General features: G+C 74.8%; 10 protein-coding genes. 2 read left to right on the top strand and 8 right to left on the bottom strand.

The genetic code is table 11. From position 1 onward, the window contains the following. The 8 genes from HF577_RS04500 to HF577_RS04535 all read right to left on the bottom strand — a co-directional run. Positions 1-7,856: non-ribosomal peptide synthetase (locus HF577_RS04500; protein ID WP_169394451.1), on the bottom strand; the 7,856-nt coding region annotated here is incomplete at its 3' end. Between the two features lie 50 nt (positions 7,857-7,906). Then, on the bottom strand, positions 7,907-9,541 hold the full coding sequence (locus HF577_RS04505; protein ID WP_169394452.1) for a (2,3-dihydroxybenzoyl)adenylate synthase: 1,635 nt from the start codon (positions 9,539-9,541) through the stop codon (positions 7,907-7,909). Beyond that, the gene (locus HF577_RS04510) at positions 9,538-13,026 is read right to left on the bottom strand and encodes a non-ribosomal peptide synthetase (RefSeq protein ID WP_169394453.1); all 3,489 of its coding nucleotides are present in this window, start codon (positions 13,024-13,026) and stop codon (positions 9,538-9,540) included. Before HF577_RS04510 ends, HF577_RS04505 begins: the two co-directional genes overlap by 4 nt. Next, complete coding sequence (locus tag HF577_RS04515; protein WP_312858940.1) at positions 13,023-14,417, bottom strand: salicylate synthase; 1,395 nt, start codon at positions 14,415-14,417, stop codon at positions 13,023-13,025. Before HF577_RS04515 ends, HF577_RS04510 begins: the two co-directional genes overlap by 4 nt. Then, positions 14,410-14,646 (bottom strand): MbtH family protein, encoded by a 237-nt coding sequence (locus tag HF577_RS04520; protein ID WP_169394454.1) that lies wholly within the window; start codon positions 14,644-14,646, stop codon positions 14,410-14,412. The genes HF577_RS04515 and HF577_RS04520 overlap by 8 nt, the downstream gene beginning before the upstream one ends. Before the next feature lie 40 nt (positions 14,647-14,686). After that, positions 14,687-16,051, bottom strand: a complete 1,365-nt coding sequence (locus tag HF577_RS04525) for a lysine N(6)-hydroxylase/L-ornithine N(5)-oxygenase family protein (RefSeq protein ID WP_169394455.1) — start codon at positions 16,049-16,051, stop codon at positions 14,687-14,689. Positions 16,052-16,196: 145 nt separating this feature from the next. After that, complete coding sequence (locus HF577_RS04530) at positions 16,197-18,317, bottom strand: amylo-alpha-1,6-glucosidase (RefSeq protein ID WP_169394456.1); 2,121 nt, start codon at positions 18,315-18,317, stop codon at positions 16,197-16,199. Continuing rightward, a complete protein-coding gene (locus tag HF577_RS04535) occupies positions 18,314-19,447 on the bottom strand; it encodes a glycosyltransferase (RefSeq protein WP_169394457.1) in 1,134 nt (377 codons plus the stop codon). Before HF577_RS04535 ends, HF577_RS04530 begins: the two co-directional genes overlap by 4 nt. A gap of 427 nt (positions 19,448-19,874) precedes the next feature. Between HF577_RS04535 and hpf the strand changes: the two genes are divergently transcribed. After that, a complete protein-coding gene (gene hpf / locus HF577_RS04540) occupies positions 19,875-20,237 on the top strand; it encodes a ribosome hibernation-promoting factor, HPF/YfiA family (protein ID WP_169394458.1) in 363 nt (120 codons plus the stop codon). Further along, a complete protein-coding gene (locus tag HF577_RS04545; protein ID WP_169394459.1) occupies positions 20,234-20,437 on the top strand; it encodes a hypothetical protein in 204 nt (67 codons plus the stop codon). Before hpf ends, HF577_RS04545 begins: the two co-directional genes overlap by 4 nt. Positions 20,438-20,444 lie beyond the last annotated feature (7 nt).

Genomic DNA, 20,444 nt, shown 5'->3' on the forward strand with positions numbered 1-20,444 from the left:
ACTTCTGCAGGCACCCCCACCCCCGCGAGTCGCCCGTTTTCCGCGCCCGAGTCGCCCGGCCCGGACACACCCGTGCCCGCGAGTCGCCCGTTCTGCGCGGGCGAGTCGCCCGGTTCGGGCAGCAGCTTCGCGAGAGCCGCGGGCGTGCGGTGACGCAGGACGTCGGCGGGGCTGACCCGCAGCCCGGCCCGGCGCAGCCGGTTGACCAGCCCGATCGCGAGGATGCTGTCGCCCCCGACGGCCAGGAAGTCGTCGCCGGGCCCCACCTGGGGCAGGTTCAGCACCTCGGCGAACGCCGCGCAGAGCTGTTCCTCCTGAGCGGACGTGGGAACGTCGCCGGACTCCGCGGCGGGGGCGGCGGCGAAGTCGGGGGCCGGCAGCGCGGCCCGGTCCAGCTTCCCGTTCGCGGTCAGTGGCACCGATGCGATCGCCACCACGGCCGCGGGCACCATGTGCTCGGGCAGCCGGGCGCTCGCGTGGGCGCGCAGCGCGGTGCCGTCGACGCCACCGGACACCCGCGGGACGACGTACGCGACGAGCCGCGCCGTGCCCCCGTCCCGTCGCGCCACCACCACGGCGTGCGCGACGTCGGGATGCTCGGCCAGCACGGCCGCGATCTCTCCCGGCTCGATGCGGAACCCGCGGATCTTGACCTGCTCGTCGGAGCGGCCGAGGTACTCCAGCAGGCCGTCGGCCGACCAGCGGGCGAGGTCACCGCTGCGGTAGAGCCGCGATCCCGGAGACCCGTACGGGTCGGCGACGAACCGGGACGCGGTCAGCGCCGCCTCGCCCATGTAGCCGCGGGCGAGCTGCCCGCCGCCGACGTACATCTCCCCGACGACGCCGGGAGGCACCGGCTGCAGGTGCCGGTCGAGCACGAGCACGCGCAGGCCCGGTATCGCCCGCCCCATCACGCTCCCGGCCCGGGCGGCCACCAGCTCCTCGTCGACCACCTGCGCGGTGACGTGCACGGTCGTCTCGGTGATCCCGTACATGTTCACGAGCTGCGGCGAACCGGCCGGGTGCCGGGCGAACCACGCAGGGAGCTGCGTCAGGTCCAGGGCCTCACCGCCGAAGACGACACATCGCAGGGCGAGCGCGGAACCCGGCGTGACCGGGTCCGCGGAACCGGGCGACTCGCGGGGTGGAAACGGGCGACTCGCGGGGGTGATCGCGGCGAGCTGCGCGAACGCCGACGGGGTCTGGTTCAGCACCGTGACGCGCTCCCGCACCAGCAGCTCGCGGAACTGTTCCGGCGAGCGCGACACGGTGTGGTCGACGACGACGAGGCGGCCGCCGGTGCACAGCGGGCCCCACATCTCCCACACCGAGAAGTCGAACGACGCCGAGTGGAACATCGTCCACACGTCGCGGTCGCCGAAGTGGAACAGGCGGTCGGTCTGCCCGAGCAGCTGCACCACGTTCCCGTGCGGCACCACCACGCCCTTGGGACGCCCGGTCGAGCCGGACGTGTAGATCACGTAGGCGGGGTGGGCCGGCAACAGCGTGGCCGGTACGTCCAGCGGCTCGGCCGCGGCGAGCGCGCGGACGGTGGCCGGGTCGTCCAGCGCGAGCTGGGGCACCCGCGAGCCGGGCGGGAGCTGGGCCCGCACCGCCGAGGTCGTCAGCACGCACGCGGGCGCGGCGTCGGCGAGGGTGCGGGCGAGCCGCTCGGGCGGGTACCCCGGGTCGAGCGGCACCGCGGCCCCACCCGCGCGGCTCACCGCGAGCAGGGCCGCCACCAGGTCGATCGAGCGCGGCAGCGCCACCCCGACCAGCGTCTCCGGTCCGACGCCACGCTCGGCGAGCAGGCGGGCCACCCGCCCCACCCGGTCGTCCAGCGCCGCGTAGGTCAGGTTCGTGTCCCCGTGGGTGAGCGCGACCGCGTCGGGACGGCGGCGCGCCTGCGCCGCGAAGAGTGCGGGCAGCGTCGACGGCGCGACCTCGGCCGGTTCCTCGACGGTGCTGGTGAGCAGCAGCTCGCGTTCCTCGGTGGTGAGCACGTCCACGTGCGCCACGGGTGCGTCCGGCCCGGAGGCGACGGCAGCGAGGACGCGCACCAGGCGGTCCAGCAGGACGCCGGCGGGCAGGTCGGGGGCGCCGCGCACCTGCAGCCGCAGCCGCAGCGCCGTCCCGGGCACCACGACCAGCGTCACGGGGTAGTGGGTGGCGTCGTGGCCCGACAGTCCCGTCACCTCGAGGCCGCTGCCCCGGGCCGCCGCGGCGAGCGCGTCGGCGTCGAGCGGGTAGGACTCCACGACGACCAGCGAGTCGAAGAGGTCTCCCTGCCCGGCGGCCGCCTGGATCTCGGCCAGGCCCAGGTGCTCGTGGTCCAGCAGCCCGGTTCGGCGGTCCTGCAGGTCCCTGGCGAGGTCGGCGAGCGGCTGCGCCGGGTGGAGACGGGCCCGCACCGGGACCGTGGTGATGGCCGGTCCGACCAGCGTCTCGACGGCGTCGAGCTCGGGGGGCCGCACGGCGGCGGTGGTGCCGAACACGACGTCGTCGCGGCCGGTGAGCCGGCCGAGGAGCACCGCCCACGCGGCCTGCACCAGGGTGCTCGTGGTGAGCCCGCGGGCGCGCCCGAGGCCCTCCAGCGCGGCGGTGACGGTGTCCGGGACCTCGATCTCCGCCTGCTCGGGCTCGTCCGCGGTGGGTGCCGGCACCAGGAACGTCGGCCCCTCGATGCCGGCGAGCGCCTGTGCCCACGCGGCACGTGCCGCTGCCGTGTCACGCTCGGCGAACCACTGCAACAGCGCGGTGAAGGGCACAACCGGCTCGGACGCCTGCTCGTCGAGGGCGGCGAGCAGCTCCCGCAGCAGTACCGGCATCGACCACCCGTCGAGCAGCAGGTGGTGGGCGGTGACCGCCAGCCGGGCGGTCGCTCCGGTGCGGACCAGCAGGATGCGCAGCAGCGGCGGAGCGGCCAGGTCGAACGGCACCCGCCGCTCGGCGGCGAGCAACCGGTCGGCCTCGTCGCGGTCGCCGGCCTCGACGACGGTGACCGGTGGGGTCACCCCGGCGACGACGATCTGTGCGGGGGTGTCGGAGTCGGCGACGAACGCGCAGCGCAGGTTGGGGTACCGCGCCACGAGCGCGGCGGCCGCCGCCCGCAGCCGTTGCGGGTCGGGCTCCCCGGTCAGGTCGACCACGTACTGGAGGGAGTAGACGTCCACGGTGCCGTCGGCGGCCGCGGCCAGTGCGTGGAACAGCAGGCCCCGCTGCAGCGGGGTGAGCGGCCAGACGTCGGACAGCGTGGGGTACGCGCGCTCCCAGCGTTCGACGTCGCTCTGCGCGGCACCGGTGAGCGTCAGGTCGGACGGGGTGCGGCCGCCGCCGCCGGACGCCGCGATCTCGATGAGCGCCTGCTGCCACAGCTGCGCGAGCCGGGCCACCTCCGGCTCCTCGAGCAGCCCGCTCGGGAAGGACCAGTGCGCCACCAGCCGCGGGCCGGCCGGCCCGTCCTCGGCGACGGTGTTGACGTCCAGCACCGCCGCCGCGGGCATACCGGGCTCGGTGGTGGCGGCGAAACCGCCGGGGACCGGTGACCACGCCGCGCTGCTGCCGGAGAGCCGGCCGAGGTAGTTGAAGGCGAGCTGCGGGACCGGCAGCTCACGCAGCACGGCGGCGGTGGCGGGGACCAGATGGCGCAGCAGCCCGAAGCCGGCGCCGCGGGCGGGCAGCTCGCGCAGCCGCTCCTTGGTGTGCTTCACCGCGGCGGCGGGCGAGCTCGCCCCGGCCAGGTCGATCCGTACCGGGAAGCGGGTGGTGAACCAGCCGACGGTGCGGGACAGCTCGGCCCCGGGCACGAGGTCCTCCTCCCGGCCGTGGCCCTCCACCGACACGAGCACCGACGAGGCATCCGTCTCGCCCCGCCAGGCCACCACGGCCTGCGCGAGACCGGCGAGCAGCACGTCGCCGGTGGTGGCGTGGAACGCCGACGGCACCCGCGCGAGCAGGGCCTCGGTCAGCTCGGGGGGCAGCTCCGTGCGGACCTCCGCCACCGTCGCCGCGACGTCACGGGCGGGGTCGAGAGCCCGGCTGCCGATCAGCGGATCGGGCCCGCGCAGGATCGTGGTCCACCGGTCGAGCTCGTCCGCCCGGTCCGGGGCGAGCGCGTGCACCTGCGTCGCCCAGCTCCGCAGCGAGGTGCCGACCGGAGCCGGCACCGGCTCCCGGCCGTCGCGCAGCGCGGTCCAGGCGGCGGCGAGGTCGGCGGTGATGATCCGCCACGACGCCCCGTCGACCACGAGGTGGTGGACGACCAGCAGCACGGCCCCGTCGAGCAGCACGGCCTGCAGGACCACCCCCGCAGCCGGGTCGAGCCGCTCGGCGGCGGCCCGGCGCTCCTGCTCCACCGGGCCGGTGCCGGTACGGACCAGCGGCTCGGCGTCCCGCTGCGCCTCCACCTGCAACGCCGCGCCGGGACGGGCGACGAGACGGGCGCGCAGGGCGTCGTGCCGGTCGAGCAGCGCCGCCACCACGCGGACGAGACCGGCCCGGTCGAGCCCGTCGGGTGCGGTGAGCAGCAGCGACTGCGCGTACCCGGCGATCGGGGCGCCGCGCTCCAGCAGCTCCGCGACGATCGGGGTGTCCGGCACCGCGCCGACGGCGGGGACGACCTCCGCCTGCGCCGTGTCCGCCCGGCCTGCGACGGCCGCCAGCGCGGCGACGGTGCGGCGCTCGAAGACGTCGCGCGTCGACAGCACGAGGCCGCAGGCCCGGGCCCGGCCCACCAGCTGGAGCGACACGATGCTGTCTCCGCCGAGTGCGAAGAAGGAGTCGTCGGCCCCGACGCCGTCCACCCCCAGGACCTCGGCGAACAGGGCCGCAAGCCGTTCCTCCACGGGCCCGGCGGGCCCCCGCCCGGTCCGGGGCCCGCGGTCCGGGACCGGCAGGGCGCGCCGGTCGAGCTTGCCGTTCGGGGTGGTCGGCAGGGCGTCGAGCACGACCACCGCCGACGGCACCAGGTGCGCGGGCAGCCGCGCGGCGAGCGCGGCGCGCAACCCCTCCGGGTCGGCGCCGGCCCCCACCACGTAGGCCACGAGCTGTGGGCCGGTCGGGCCGTCGGTACGGGCGACCACCGCCGCCTGCCGCACCTCCGGCCGGGCCAGCAGCGCCGCCTCCACCTCGCCCGGCTCGATCCGGAACCCGCGGATCTTCACCTGCTCGTCGGTGCGGCCCAGGTGCACCACGGTGCCGTCCTCGTCGCGCCGCACCAGGTCACCGGTGCGGTAGAGGCGCGCCCCCGCCGGTCCGAACGGGTCGGCGACGAACCGCGCCGCCGTCAGCCCCGGCCGTCCCCGGTAGCCGCGGGCCAGCTGCCCGCCCCCGATGTAGAGCTCCCCGACGACCCCCACCGGCACCGGGTTGAGCGCGGCGTCGAGGACGTGGAAGCGCGTGTCGTACACGGGCTCGCCGATCGGCACCGGGCCGGTTCCCTCGCCCACGACGGTGGCGCTGCTGTACACGCACGTCTCGGTGGGCCCGAACGCGTTGAGGACCTCGTGGCCCGCGGCGCGCAGCCGGTCGGCCAGCGGGCGGGGCAACGTCTCCCCGCCCAGCACGATCGTCGGCGGGAGCGGGCGGGAACCGTCGGCGACGAGCGCGGCCAGCGCGGACGGCACCGCCGAGAGCAGCGTCGGAGTGCCGGACCCCGGCGCCACGGGCGCGGAGACGGCGGGATCGAGCACGTCGTCCACCACCCGCAGCACGCCGCCGCAGGCCAGTGGGGGGAACAGCTCGAGCACCGAGACGTCGAAGCTCAGCGAGGTGGACAGCACGGTGCGGGCCAGCCGGTCGGGGCCGAGCTCGGCGACCGCCCACTCCGTGAAAGTGGCGACGGCGCAGTGCGGGACGAGGACGGCCTTGGGTGTGCCGGTGGAGCCGGAGGTGTAGATCAGGTGAGCCGGGTGGGCAGGACGGCGGGGCCGGGCGCGCTCGGCGTCGGTGAGGGGGGCGCCGTCGAACGCCGCGACGGTGGCGGGGTCGTCGAGGACGAGCGGGGCGGGTCCACCCGGCAGCCGCACCCCGGCGGTGGTGAGCACAGCGGTCGGAGCGGCGTCGGTGAGCAGGAACGCGATGCGCTCGGCGGGGTAGGCGGGGTCCACGGGCAGGTAGGCCGCACCCGCCTTGTGCACCCCGAGCACGGCCACCACGAGGTCGGCGGTGCGCTCCACCGCCAGCGCGACGACGTCCTCGGCGCCGATGCCGTCGGCGACGAGCCGGCGCGCCACGCGGTTGGCCCGCGCGTCGAGCTCGGCGTAGCTCAGTACCTCGCCGCCACCCACGACGGCGGGCGCATGCGGGGTGCGGCGGGCCTGCGCCTCCACCAGTTCCACCGCACTGTCGACGGTGGCGGCGCCGGGCGTGCCGGTCCCGGCCGTCGCCGCGCGCTCGGCGTCGGTGAGCAGGTCGAGCCGGTCCAGCCGGGTGTCGGGGGCGGCGAGCACCAGGTCCAGCAGCCGGACGAAAGCGGTGAGCAGCCGGCGCGTGGCCGGCGTGCTCAGCGCGTCGAGCCGGTGGACGGCCTCGACCAGCGCACCGGTCTCGGCCAGCTCCACCACGACGCTCAGCGGGAGCTGCGCCGTGCCGTTGTGCAGCGGCCTGCGGGTGGCGGTGCACTCGCCGTTCCCGTCCGGGGTGGGGAGGGCCAGCGCCGCCTCGGCTGCCGTGCGCACCCCGAACAGGACGTCGAACAGCCCGGTGACGCCGTCGGGGCCGGCCGCGCCCAGCTCACCGACCACCCGGCGCAGGTCGACGTCGGCGTGCGCGAAGGCGTCCCGGCACGTCACCACCGAGGCCGCGACCAGCTCGCGGAACGTGTCGGCTCCGCGCACGACGGCGCGCAGCACGACGGTGTTGCCGAAGTAGCCGACCAGCGCCGCCGCCTCCGGCCGGTCGCGGTTGACCACCGGCGCGCCGACGACGACGTCCTCGGCGCCGGTGAAGCGGTGCAGCACCGCGGTGAAGGCGGCGTGCAGCACCATGAACGGGCTCGCCCCCACCTCGCCGGCGAAGGCGCGCACGCGCTCCACGAGCGCGGCGGGAAGCGGCACGACGCACTGCCCGCCGTCGCCGGGCCGGGAACCGTCGGTCTCCGCGCGAGCCCCCGGCAGCGGCATCGGCTCGGGCAGGGGCGTCAATCGCTCCCGCCAGTGGGCGAGCCCCTCGGGGCCCGGTTCGGGCGTGACGGCGTCGAGGTACTGCGGACCGTCGGTCGCCGGGGCGGGCGCACCGGTCAGCGCGGCCCGGTACCGCGCGGCCAGCTCGCCGAAGAAGACCGCCCAGGACGCGTCGTCCCAGGCGATGTGCTGCGCGACGAGCACCAGCACGTGCTCGCGCTCGCCTGTGCGCAGCAGCCCGATCCGCAGCGGCGCCTCGGCGGTGAGGTCGAAGACCCGGCCCGCCAGCTCCTGTGCGACCTCCTCGGTGCGGGCCGCGCGCCCGGCAGGCGGCAGCGTCCACAGGTCCTCCTCCACCCACCCGGGGGCAAGCTGCGCGTGCACGATCTGCTCGGGCGTGCCGTCCGGGCGCCGCCGGTAGGTGGTGCGCAGCACCTCGTGCCGGGCCACCACGCCGTCGAGCGCCGTGCGCAGCGCCGCCGCGTCGAGCGTCCCGTCGAGGGTGAAGGCCGTGGCCACGGAGTGGGCGGCGCGGCCCGACTCGGCGTCGAGCTGGGCGAGGAACCACATGCGCAGCTGCGCGGCCGTGAGCGGCTGCGGCACGCCCGGTTCCCGCCCGGCACCGGCGGTGGGCGCAGTGGCCGGCAGCTCGTCGGCCAGCCTGCGGCGCAGGAGCTCCCTGCGCAGCGCCCGCCGCGTGCTCGCGTCCGCCGGACCGTCCGAAGTCGCCTTCACGTGGGCTCCCTGCTCGTTCTGCTCGGGCTCGTCCGCCGCTGGCGGCGGGGTCATGCCTGTCCGGCGCGCAGCCGCTGCACCAGAGCGCGTTTGTCGATCTTTCCGACGCCGGTGAGCGGCAGCCGGTCGATGACGGTGAGCCGGTCGGGGTACATGAACCGCGCCAGCCCGCGTTCGGCGAGGAACGCGCGCAGCTGCCGCGGTTTCGGCGCCTGTGCACCGGAGGCGAGCACGACGACCGCGCACACCGCCTCACCGACGTTCTCGTCCGGGAGGCCCACGACCGCGGCCGCCGCGATCGCCGGGTGCGCCAGCAGGTTCTCCTCCAGCGCCGAGGCCGAGACGTTCTCGCCGCCCCGGTTGATCACGTCCTTGACCCGGCCCTCGACGACGAGATGCCCGGTCGGCAGCCGCCGCACCAGGTCCCCCGTGCGGTAGAAGCCGTCGGGGGTGAACGCGCCGGCGTTGTGCTCGGCCGCCCGGTAGTAGCCCCGGATCGTGTACGGGCCGCGGGTCCACAGCTCCCCGACCGTCCCCGCCGCGACGTCGGCGCCGTCCCGGTCGACCACCCGCAGCTCGTCGTCCGGCGACAGCGGGCGGCCCTGGGTACCGGCGACGAGGTCCTCGGGGTCGTCGAGGCGCGTGTAGTTGAGCAGGCCCTCGGCCATGCCGAACACCTGCTGCAACGCGCACCCCAGCGCGGGACGGACCCGGCGCGCGAGCACCTCGTCCAGCTTCGCGCCGCCGACCTGCAGCAGCCGCAGGCTGGAGCGGTCGCTGGTGTCCCACTCGGCCGCGTCCACCCACAGCCGGGCCAGCGGCGGCACCAGCGCGGTGACGGTGACCCGCTCGCGCTCGACCAGCCCGAACGCCACGTCGGGGCTCGGCACCGGCGCCATCACCACCCGCGCGCCGACCTCCAGCGCCCCGAGCAGGCCCGGGCAGGCCAGCGGGAAGTTGTGGGCGATCGGCAGGCAGGCCAGGTAGACGTCGTCCGCGGTGAGCGCGCAGACCTCGGCGCTGGCCCTGGCGTTGTAGGCGTAGTCGCGGTGGGTGCGCGGGATCAGCTTCGGCTTGCCGGTGGTGCCGCCGGAGATGAGCAGCACCGCGACGTCACCGGGGTCGACCGTGGGCAGCGGCGCCGAGTCCCCCGCCGGGAGCGCGGCGAGCGCGGTGAAGGGCCCCGGCTCCCCCGCCACGATGACGTGGCGCAGCGAGGGCACCGCCGCGGCCACCTGCGCGGCCAGCTCGCGGTGGTCGAACCCGTCGTGGCGGTCCGGGATCACGTAGGCCACGGCGTCGGCCAGCGCCGCGAAGTGCTCGATCTCGGTGCGCCGGTGCGCCGGAAGCGCCAGCACGGGCACCGCGGCCAGGCGCAGCAGCGCGAACAGCACCACCACGAACTCCGCGGTGTTGGGCAGGTGCACGACGACGCGGTCGCCCGGAGCGATCCCCAGCGCGCGCAGCCCGGCCGCGGTCTCGTCGGCCCGCCGGTCCAGCTCGGCGAAGCTCAGCCGCTGCTCGCCCGCCACGACCGCCGTGGCGTTGCCGTAGCGGGCGGCCCAGCTGCGCAGCCGCTCCCCGAGGGTCTCGTCGCGCCAGTGGCCGGCCGCCACGTACCGGGCCACGAGCTCGTCCGGCCAGTACTCGACGCCGTCGAGGCGTCCGCTGTCGGTGCTGCTCATAGCTGGTTCGCCAGCTGTGCGGCGACCTCGGCGTCGGACAGCTCGGCGAGCTCGCAGAAGATCTCCGCGGCCCGCCGCAACCGCTGGGGCTCCGGCTCGTCGGTGAGCAGCCGCGCGGCCAGCCGGGCCACCGTGGGAGCGCCGAGCAGCGTCCGCACCGACGCGGTGGCGGCGCCGAGATCGGCCCGCAGGTCGGCGACGATCTCCGTGGCGATCAGGGAGTCGCCGCCGAGCGCGAAGAACTCCTCGGTGGTGCCGACGGGCTCGGACCGCCCGAGCGCCTCGGCCCAGATCGTCGCGATCGCCCACTCCACCGGTCCGGACGGCGCGACGCGGCCGGAGCCGCCCGCCCCGGCCTGCTCGACCAGCTGCCGCACCGCCCGCCGGTCGACCTTCCCGTTGGCGGTGAGCGGCAGCGCGGACAGCGCGACCACCCGCTCGGGGACCATGTGCGGCGGCAGCAGAGCGCGCACCGCGGACCGCAGTGCGTCGGGGGCCTGCGTCCCGTCCGCGACGGGACGCAGGACGCCCGCGGCGAGGGAGCCGTCCACGACCACGGCGACCGCCGCCGCGGCGCCCGCGGCGACCAGCGCCGCCTCGACGTCCCCCAGCTCGATCCGGAAGCCGCGGATCTTGACCTGGTCGTCACGGCGGCCGAGGAACTCGACGGTCCCGTCCGGCCGGTAGCGCGCGAGGTCGCCGGTGCGGTACCAGCGCCCGCCGTCGCGGGTGAGGAAGCGGTCCGCGGTGCGGACGGGGTCGCCGCGGTAGCCGTGGGCCACCCCGGCGCCGCCGATCCACAGTTCACCGGGCACCCAGTCCGGGACGTCGCGGCCCTGGCCGTCGACCACCCGCATCCGGACACCGCGCAGCGGCCTGCCGTAGGGCACCGACTGCCAGTCCGGGGGCACGACGGCGTCGACGACCTCGCAGACGGTGGAGTGGATCGCGGTCTCGGTGGTGCCGCCCAGCCCGACGAACCGGCAGCCCGGCACCTGCTCGCGCAGCCGCCCCGGCAGGTCGACGCCCACGCGGTCGCCACCGAGCAGAACGACCCGCAGGCTGTCGCCGAGCCGCTCACCGGAGCGCAGCAGCATGTCGAGCAGCGGCGGCACGCAGTTGAGCACGGTCACCCGGTGCTCGCGCACCAGCCGGGCCCACGCGTGCGCCTCCCGGCGGGCGTCCTCCCCGACCGTGACGACGGCGCCGCCGACCGACAGGGGCGCCGCGATGTCGAACACCGAGAGGTCGAAGTCCAGCGCGGAGATGGCGAGCGTGCGGTCGGCCGGGCCGAGCGCGTAGCGGTCGATCAGGTCCTCGACCGTGTTCATCGCCGCCCGGTGCGATACCTCCACGCCTTTCGGCTCTCCGGTCGAGCCCGAGGTGAACAGCACGTAGGCGATCTGTTCGGGATCACTCGCCACCGGAGCGGCGAGCGGCTCAGCGGTGGCCGCGGCGGCCAGCGTGTCGCCGTCGAGCACGACGTCGAAGCCCGCGACGGACGCGATCCGCTCCGCGCGTGCCTGCGGCTGCTCGACACCGACCGGCACGTACCCGGCGCCCGCAGCCAGCACCCCGAGCACCGCGACCACCTGGTCGGGGCCCTTGGGCAGCGTCACGCCGACCAGATCGCCCGGCCCGACGCCGCGGCCGACGAGCCACCCGGCCGTCCGGAGCGCGCGGTCGGCGAGCTCGCCGTAGGTCAGCGTCTCGTGGTCGCCGACCACCGCGGGTGCGTCCGGACGCCGCGCGGCCACGGCGAAGAACCCTTCGTGCAGCAGCCGCCGCGACGGCTCCCATCCCGGGTCGGTGGCCGCGTCGTTGATCGCGGCCCGCACGGCGAGCTGGCCGGGCGGCACCAGTCCCCCGGCCGGGTCCTCCCAGGCCGCGGGCTCGGTGCCCAGCCGGCGCACGAGATCGGCGAACGCGGCGAACATCGCGTCCACCACGCCGGGAGCGAACTCGCGCACCCGCACGTCCCAGTTCACGAGCAGGCCCCCGTGCAGCTCGGTGACCTGGGCGTCGAGCAGCACCTGCGGACCCTGGGAGATGATCCAGACGGCCTCGCCGAACGTCTCGTGCACGATCTCGCCGAACAGCTCGCCGAGGTTGAGCGCACTGGTGAACACCACCGGGGCGAGCACCTGCTCACCGCGGGCCCTGGTGAGGTCGCGCAGCACCTCGACGCCGGAGTGGGCGGCGTGCGCGGTGTCGGCGTGCAACCGGGCGCGGACCGCGCGGGCCCGGTCGGCGAACGGGATCGGTTCGCTGAGGTCGACGGCGAGCAGCACGGAGCTGGTGAAGTCGCCCACCAGCCGCTCGACGTCCGGGTGCAGGGGGTCGCGGTCGAACAGCGGCACGTTGAGCAGGAACCGGGGCTGGGCGCTCCAGGCGCCGAGTACCTCGGCGAAGGCGGTGGCGACCGCCGCGGCCAGGGTGACGCCGTGGCGGCGCGCTCCCTCGGCCAGCGCCGCGCGCTCCGTCTCGTCGAGCAGCAGGTGCCTGCGGACGACGCGGGCCGGTCCGGGCACCGGGTGGTCGGCCGCGAGCGGCAGGTCGGGCGCACCGGGCAGCTCCGCGAGCCGCTCGCGCCAGTGCCGGGCCGCGCGTACGCCCTCCGCGCTGCCCTGCGCCCGCCGGGCGGCCAGGTAGTCGCGGTAGGTGAGGCCGATCGGCGGCAGCACGGCGCCGGGGTCGCGGTAGAGCCGCGCCAGCTCGGCGAGCAGGATCCGGTAGCTCACCGCGTCGGCGGCCACCATGTCCACGTCGAGGTGCAGCCGGGTGCGCCCGTTCGGGAGCAGGCTCAGCGCCGCGGTGAGCACCTCGCCGCCTGCGATGTCCAGCTGCTGGTGCGACAGCGCGTCGCGGGTGGCGGTCAGCGCCGCCTCCACCTCGGTGGCCCGGAGCCCGCGCAGGTCGTGGACGGTGAGCCGGCTGCGGCCGGCGTCGGGGTCCACCGGCCCGATCTCCTGGCGTCCGTCGTCGGAGACGCGCGCCCGCAGCATGTCGTGCCGGGCGAGCAGGGCACCCAGCGCCGCGGCGAGCCGCTCGGGGTTGACGCCGGGCCCTGAGCTGTCCGACACCGGGCTGTCGAACTCGGTGTAGAGGTGCGCGGCGACCCCGCCGAGCGGCTGTCCCTCGGTGCGCCCGACCCAGTAGGCGTGCTGCATCAGGGCCAGGTCGAAGGCCGGATCGGCCGCCGCCGTGGGCTGCGCCACCGCCGGTGCCGCGGCACTCCCGGCCCCGCCCGAGAGCAGCGCTGACCATGCCGACACGGTGGGCTGCTCCGCGAGCCGGGCGAAGTCGACGTCCAGCCCGGCCCGGCGCCAGCCGTTGGCCAGCTGCATCAGCGTGATCGAGTCCAGGCCCAGCTCGAACAGCGAGACGTCGTCGGTGATGTCCTCGACGTCCTCGCCGGTGAGCTCGGCGAGCGTGGCCCGCAGCCCGTCGGGCGTCAGGTCGGGGGCCGGGGGTGGCGTGCTCACGACGCGACCGCCGGCGCCGGATCCGCCCCCGCGCGGACCGTGCGGGCCGCCGGCACCAGGTACCGGCTGACGCTGCGCAGCTTCTCCCGCGTCTCCTCGAACTCCCGCTCGGGCGTCGACTGCCCCACCACCCCGGCACCCGCGCGGAGCCAGGTGCGCCCGCCCTGCTGGAAGACGGTGCGCAGCACGAGCGCCGCGTCCAGGCTGCCGTCGGCGTCCGCCACGACCACCGCCCCGCTGTAGAGCCCCCGCTGCTCGGTCTCGTGGTCGCGGATGGCCGCGCAGGCGGCCGGCTTCGGCAGCCCCGAGGCGGTGACGGCGGGGAACAGCCCGGCGAACGCGTCCCAGCAGGTGCGCCCCTCCCGGAGCCGGCCGGTCACCCTCGACGCGAGGTGCTGCACGCTGCCTCGCTCGCTGACCTGCATGAACCCGTCGACATGCACCGATCCGGGACGGCACATCGCGGCGATCTCGTCGTGCGCGCCCTGCACCGACACCGCGTGCTCGAAGACCTCCTTCGGGTCGGTCAGCAGCTCCCGGCGCAGCTTCAGGTCCATCGCGGCGTCCCCGGACAGCGCGCGGGTGCCCGCCAGCGGCTGGGTGGACACCGTGCCGTCGGCCGCGACCTCGACGATCGTCTCCGGGCTGAACCCGGCGGCGCACAGGTCCCCGAGCCGCAGCAGGAACGACCGCGCCGGGGTGTTGCCCCGGCGGCCGGCCTCGTAGGTGGCCGCGAGGTCGAGCTCCTCGGCGACCGGGACCACCCGGGAGAGGATCACCTTCTGCAGCCGCTCGGCGCGGATGTCCGCGACGGCGTCGGCCACGGCACGCCGGTAGTCGGCGCCACCCGCGGAGTCGTCCACCGTGGCGCGGGCCGTGGGCAGTGCTGGTCCGGCCCCGTCGTCGAGTCGGGCGTCGTCGAGCCGGGCGGCGAGCTCGGTGAGGCCTGCGGGCCGCACGTCCCGCAGTTCCGTGGCGCCCGCCGACAGGCGCACCTCCTGCTCGGGCACGACCAGGTGCAGCAGCGGGCCCGCACCCACCGCCTCGGGCAGGCCGTGGAGCAGGTAGCTGAGCTCGAACGCGATCCAGCCGTACGCGCGCCAGCCCTCGATCCCGGTGCCGGCAAGCAGTTCGGCGACACGGTCGAGCGGCCGGTCGCCCGCCGGCACCAGCGTTGTGGTCGGGCCGTGGCGGAAGTGGATGCCGTCGCGGTCCAGCAGCACCTCGACGAGCGCTCCCGCCCCGTAGGACACCTCGTCGGGACGCTCGTAGAGCACGTAGGGGCCCCGGCTGGAGCGGGCGAGCCGCAGCGCCGCCGAGAGCGGGTCGACGCCGGTGGGCCCCGGGGTCCGGCAGTACTGCGGCGTGCGACGAGGCGTGAGCTCAGGCACGGGTGCGGCCCGCCGCGTCGGCGTCCATCTGGGCGATGAGGCTGGCCGGGCGCATGTCGGTCCAGGTCTCCTCGATGTGGTCGAGGCACTCCTGCCGGGCAGCGGGCCCGTGGGCGACCGTCCAGCCCTCGGGCACCCGCACGAACGTCGGCCACAACGAGTACTGGCCCTCGGCGTTCACCAGTGCGTAGAACGTGCCGCTGTCGTCGTCGAAGGGGTTGGTGGACATCGGTCCTCCTGGTGCTCGTGGGTAGCCGGAGAGGCCCCGGTCAGCGGGACGTGGCGGAGGCGGGTAAGCCGTCCGCGCGACGGTCCACGGTGGAGGCGGCCGAGCGGGCCGCGATGGACGTGACGATCTCGCCGCTGCGCACCGCCGTGGTGGACAGCAACGTCGAGGAGAGGCCGTGGGTGTGCTCGGTGGGGCCCTGCAGGTAGACACCTGCGGTGACCTCGGGGGCGGTGACCACCCGGTAGTCACGGTGGACGGCCAGCCGGCCCACGGTGTCGCAGTGGCAGTAGGCGCCGAACGGGCCGAGCAGCTCCAGCGGGTCGCACGGCCGGTAGCCGGTGGCGAAGACGACGAGGTCGGCGACGAGCACGTCCCGCGTGCCGTCGAGCATCGACTCGATCGCCAGCTCGACCCTGTCCTCCACCTGCACCGCGCCGGCCGCCCGGGTGACGTTGAGGAACCGCAACCGCTCACGGCCCGCCACGCGTTCGTGGTAGTGCCGGCGGTAGAGCGTCTCGATCAGCTCGGGGTCGACCACGGAGTAGTTCGTGTTGGCGTGGTAGCCCAGGATCAGGCGCTTGGCCTCGTCCGGCGCGGAGTAGAAGTCGTCGACGGCGCCGGGGTCGAAGATCCGGTTCGCGAACGAGGTGTCGTCGGCCGGGCTGTAGCCGTAGCGGGTGAAGACGGCACAGACCTCGGCGTCGGGGAAGGTCCGGTGCAGGTGGTCGACGTTCTCCGCGGCGCTCTGCCCGGCGCCGACCACCGCGACCCGGGCAGGCGGCCTGCCGGCCAGCTCACCGAGCCGGGTGAGCAGGTCGCTGCTGTGCCAGATCCGCTCCCCCAGCACCGCACCGGACGGGAGGTGGGGCCGCAGCCCGGTGGCGAGCACGACGTTGCGGGCCGGCTGGCGGACGGTGCGCCCGGCGGAGTCGCGGACCTCGACGACCAGATGGTCGACGCTCCCGTCGACCCCGACGGCGGGCTCGATCGCCAGGACCTCGCAGCCGTAGTCGACCTGCCCGGCGAAGCGCGCGGCGGCCCACTCCAGGTAGTCGTGGAACTCCAGGCGGGTGGGGAACACGCTGCCGTAGTTGATGAAGTCGACCAGCCGGTCGTGGCGCTTGAGGTAGGCCAGGAAGCTGAACGGGCTGGTCGGGTTGCGCAGTGTCACCAGGTCCTTCAGGAAGGAGACCTGCATCGTCGCGTCCTCGAGCAGCATGCCGCGGTGCCAGCCGAACCGGGCCTGCTTCTCGACGAACCGGCATGTCAGCCGCTCGGACGCGGTGGCGTTGTGCTCGGCGACGGCGATCGCGAGCCCGAGGTTGGACGGGCCGAAGCCGACCCCGACGACGTCCAGGATCTCCGTCCTGACCGAGGCGGAGTGTCCACGCCGGGGGTGCACCATCGTCGTCCTTCCGGCCGGGGAGATCTGGGTAGGCTTACCTTACAAGCCGTGGTCGACATCGCCCCCCTCGTCCGGAATCAGTGATTTTTATTACCTACGGGTTGCCTCCGATGACGTTCCGTGTGAAGTGCGCAGCGGTGACGACTCAGCCGAAGCCGACGCGCAGCCCGGCGGGAGCACTGATCAGCGTGGTGCCGTCGCCGTCATGGACGACGGAGAGCTCACCCCCCGCGAGGTTGATCCCGAGGGCCTCGAACCGGGTCACCCCCCGGGGAAGCACGGGGTTGAGCGACAGGGTCCCGGCGGGCACATCGGGATCCAGCCCGAGGCACAGCGCGACGATCGCCAGCGGCACACCTGCTGCCCAGGCCTGCGGACGGCAGGCGGTCGGGTAGGGCACCGGGAAGTCGCCCGGCTCACGGCGGTGTCCCCCGAAGAGCTCGGGTAGTCGGTCGTCGAAGACCGCCAGCGCGTCGAGCAGGTCACCGGCGAGCTGCATCGCAGGCTCGTCGAGCCCGTACCGGCGCAGACCCTCGCAGGCCAGCACGGTGTCGTGCGGCCAGACCGAGCCAACGTGGTAGGAGATCGGGTTGAAGCCCGCCATCTCGCCGGAGAGCGTGCGCAGTCCCCAGCCGCTGGCCATCGCCGGGCTCACCAGGTGTGCAGCGACCTGCTCGGCCTCGTCCTGGGACGGGACGCCGCACCACAGCAGGTGCGCCATGTTCGAGCTGATCGCATCGACCTGCCGTTTGTCACCGTCCAGAGCGAAGGCGAACGAGCCCGGCGCACCGCCGGAGCCCGGCCGCCAGTACCGGCGCCGGATCAGCTCCCGCAGCTCGTCCGCCTCCGCCATCAGGTCAGCGGCCTCTGCGTGGTCTCCGAGGTGAGCCAGCACCGCCGCGAGCTCACGCCGGGCCCGGTAGGCGTAGCCCTGCACCTCGACGAGCGCGACGGGCGGCCGGACGAGCCGGCCGTCGGCGAACTGAACACCGTTCTCGGAGTCCTTCCAGCCCTGGTTGGCCAACGACCGCGATCCTGTGGGGCTGTACTCGACCAGCCCGTCACCGTCGAGGTCACCAGGGCCGCGGAGCCACCCCAGTGCCGCCCTGGCAGCGGGCAGCAGAGTCTCGATCGCCTCCCGCGGGGCGCCCCACCGCATCGCCTGGCCCAGGACGATCAGGAAGAGCGGGGTCGAGTCGACGCTGCCGAAGTACGGCTTCGCTCCGCCGACCGTGCCCTCCCCCAACCACGGGCGGTCGCCGAAGCGCACCTCGTGCAGGATCTTCCCCGGCTGCTCCTCGTTGCCCGGGTCGTCGACCCGGCCCTGCCGGGCGGCCAGTGCCGTCACGGCGTCGAGCATCAGTTCCGGCCGGAAGGCGCGGGCCTGGTAGCTGGAGATCAGCACGTCCCGGCCGAACAGCGCCACGAACCACGGAATCCCGGCGGCGAGCAGCCTCCGGGAGCTGTCCTGGTCGTCCGGGATGCTCAGCGCGTCGAGATCGACGAGCGAGCGCCGGCAACCCCGGGCGAGGTGCTCGGGCCGGCTGCGCACCACCGGATCCGGCACCGCCGCGGCACCGACCCGCTGGGGCAGCGTCGCACGCTGCTCGTTGCCCTGGCCGCGCAACGCCCGCACCTCGATCCGCAGCACCCACGGCCGGTCGCGGTGCAGGACCGTGTCCCACACCGCCTCACCGTCGGCCAGCACGTCAGGCGCCGGATCGAGGTGCACCGTCGTCGTGCGTGGCGTCCCGGCGGCCTCGAAGCACAGCAGGCCCGATGCCTGCTGTACCGCAACGCTGGGCGACGGCACACCGGGATCCCCGCCGAGCCGGCGTACCTCGAAGATGTCGGCGAAGTCGGAGTCCATCCGGATCGAGAGGCGCAACCGCACCGGCTCGGGCGTCCAGCAGCGCAGCGTGAGGGTCTCCGCCATTCCCCCTGCCGTGACGTGGCGCAGCCGCTCGCACTCGACCGGCGCATCCGGCAGCCGGTCCTGCAGGGTGGCGTAGCTGCGGAACCGGGCCACATCCGGACTGATCAGGCCCGATCCCAGATGCCGCAACGGTTCGCCGTCCACCGCCACCTGCAGCCGGGACAGGTGGCGGGTGTCGTCGGTGATCAGGCCGAACGGGCCGGGCGCGATGTCGCCGCGCTCGTCCGAGATCACGACGGTCAGCCCGGCGATGGCGGTGATCGTCCCGGGACCGGCGAGCACGCCCTGGGTCGGGCCCTCGTCCCGTTCGGCTTCGATGCCGGCGGTCATCCGCTCGCCTGCGCGGGGGTGCGACCGGCCGGGAGCGCTCCCCGACCGGCGCGGAGAGCAACCACGGGCGGCCGGATGATCGACGTGCCCACCTCGAGCGGGTCGAGCCCAGCGGCGAGCGGGGCCAGCAACCGCTCGGAGCCGCCGACCAGCGCATCTTGGGAGAAGTGCTCCGCGACGTGGCGACGGCACGCGGCGCGGTCGATCTCGCCGAGCCGGTCGATCAGCGGGCCGAGCTCGGCAGCGCTGTCACGGACGAACCCGGTCACCCCGTCGCGCACGATCTCGCGCACCGCACCGCGGTCGGTCGCGAGCACCGGCGTACCGCAGGCCATGGCCTCGACGAGCACCATGCCGAACGGCTCGCGCCACGAGATCGGGAACAGCAGGGCGGCCGCCCGGGAGAGGAACTCGTAGGTCGCCTCCCGGCCGAGCTCACCGAGGAACACCACGTCCGGGCCGAGGTGCGGCGCGACCTCGCGATCGAAGTACGCCTGCTCCGCGGGTTCCCGGCACTTGGCGGCGATGAGCAGCGGTCGACCGGCTTCGCGCGCCAGCACGATCGCCTCGGCGGCGCCCTTCTCGGGCGCCATCCTGCCGAGAAAGGCCAGGTACGGCTGCGCGGTGGCCCCGAACGGCACGGTGTCCACGTCGATCGCGTTGTGGCACACGCCGGCGAACGGCAGGTGCGGCGCCGCGAGCCGCTGGGAGCGGCTGATGGCGGTGAGCCGCAGGCGCGGCGCACGGGCGACGAGCCCTTCGTAGATCCCGAGCAGCTCACCCTCGAGGGTGCCGTGCACCACGTGCATCGACGGGATCCGACCCTGCGCGGAGAGCAACGCCCCCAGCGGACCGGAGTGGTCGACGATCACGTCGACGTCGGCGAGCGCGTCCAGGGCACCGAGAACGTGCTGCCACTCGTCGGTGGCCATCCCGATCTGGACCGGCAGGTGGTCGAGCGGTTCGACCACGCGGACGCCCCCGACCGCCGAACCGGGCGCCGCGCACAACGTCACGTCGTGGCCGGCGGCGGCGAGCCCCGCTACCTGCACCGCGACCACCCGCTCGATGCCGCCGTAGGCGGGCGGCGGGATGGGAATCCAGGGTGGGGCCACGAGGCCGATGCGCACGGTTCTTCTTCCGTTTGACGACAGATCCCAGCAACCCGGCGAACCCGCAGGTGCGGCGCCGGAGAAACTCTGGTGATCGTCGAGCTCTTCGCGTACGCGTTCTGGTACGACCGGCGCGCTGGGTCGTATCCGGGAGAGCACCCGAGCGGCTCGATGGCCGTCACGTCAAGGACGCAGGAACGATCTCTCCTGCGCCAGTGAGCGTCGCGACGGCACGTGCCGTCAACTTTCCGGCGTCGGAGGAGATCCAGATCACGCCGGCGGGAGCCGGACACCGGCCGGCGCCGGCCCGAGATTTCTGATCGACACCGCCGCTGACCCCGGAATACAGGAGTAGAGTGGGACTACTGAGGGTATTTCTGAGCGAACATTCAGGCCTGCCGATGCCGTCGTGCGCATCCGAGTAATCAGCAGACCCAGGAAGGCCATGATGGAGTCTCCCGCCGAGATCGCCGTGACAGGTCGCAACGTCGACGTTTCGGACCATTACCGGTCGCATATCGCCGACAAACTGGCACACCTCGAACATTTCAACCAGCGCATCGTCCGGTTCGACGTCGAGCTGAACCACGAGCAGAACCCCCGGCAGTCGAAGGCGTCGCGGCGGGTCGTGATCACCGCCCGCGGCAAGGGGACCGCCGTGCGCGCGGAGGCGTGCGGCGCCGACGCCCACGCCGCGCTCGATGCGGCGGTCAGCCGGCTGGAGTCCCAGCTGCGGCGCAGTCACGACCGTCACCAGGTCCACCACTACCGGCACCAGCGGCCCACGAGCGCACCGGTCCGGGCATGAGGACGGGTCGCGCGTTCGAGCTCGACGACTTGACGGTGCTGTTCGAGCTCGACCTGGGCGAGCCCGCCGACAAGAGTGACATCGAGGCCATCGAAGGCATTCTGGCGCGTCTACGCGCCGCCAACGACATGGTGCCCGACGACAGCCGGTGGAGCCCGGTTCGACCGGCGCTCCGCCTGGTTCCCCGCGCCTCGTCCTGAACCAACC

The sequence above is a fragment of the Pseudonocardia xinjiangensis genome (assembly GCF_012911925.1).
Taxonomy (GTDB): Bacteria; Actinomycetota; Actinomycetes; order Mycobacteriales; family Pseudonocardiaceae; genus Pseudonocardia; species Pseudonocardia xinjiangensis.

Excerpts from the sequence above, each read along its gene's own strand:
- HF577_RS04525 (WP_169394455.1), bottom strand. The coding sequence starts at position 16,051 with ATGGTGCACCCCCGGCGTGGACACTCCGCCTCGGTCAGGACGGAGATC.
- HF577_RS04530 (WP_169394456.1), bottom strand. The coding sequence starts at position 18,317 with ATGACCGCCGGCATCGAAGCCGAACGGGACGAGGGCCCGACCCAGGGC.
- hpf (WP_169394458.1), top strand. The coding sequence starts at position 19,875 with ATGATGGAGTCTCCCGCCGAGATCGCCGTGACAGGTCGCAACGTCGAC.
- HF577_RS04545 (WP_169394459.1), top strand. The coding sequence starts at position 20,234 with ATGAGGACGGGTCGCGCGTTCGAGCTCGACGACTTGACGGTGCTGTTC.
- HF577_RS04520 (WP_169394454.1), bottom strand. The coding sequence starts at position 14,646 with ATGTCCACCAACCCCTTCGACGACGACAGCGGCACGTTCTACGCACTG.
- HF577_RS04505 (WP_169394452.1), bottom strand. The coding sequence starts at position 9,541 with ATGAGCAGCACCGACAGCGGACGCCTCGACGGCGTCGAGTACTGGCCG.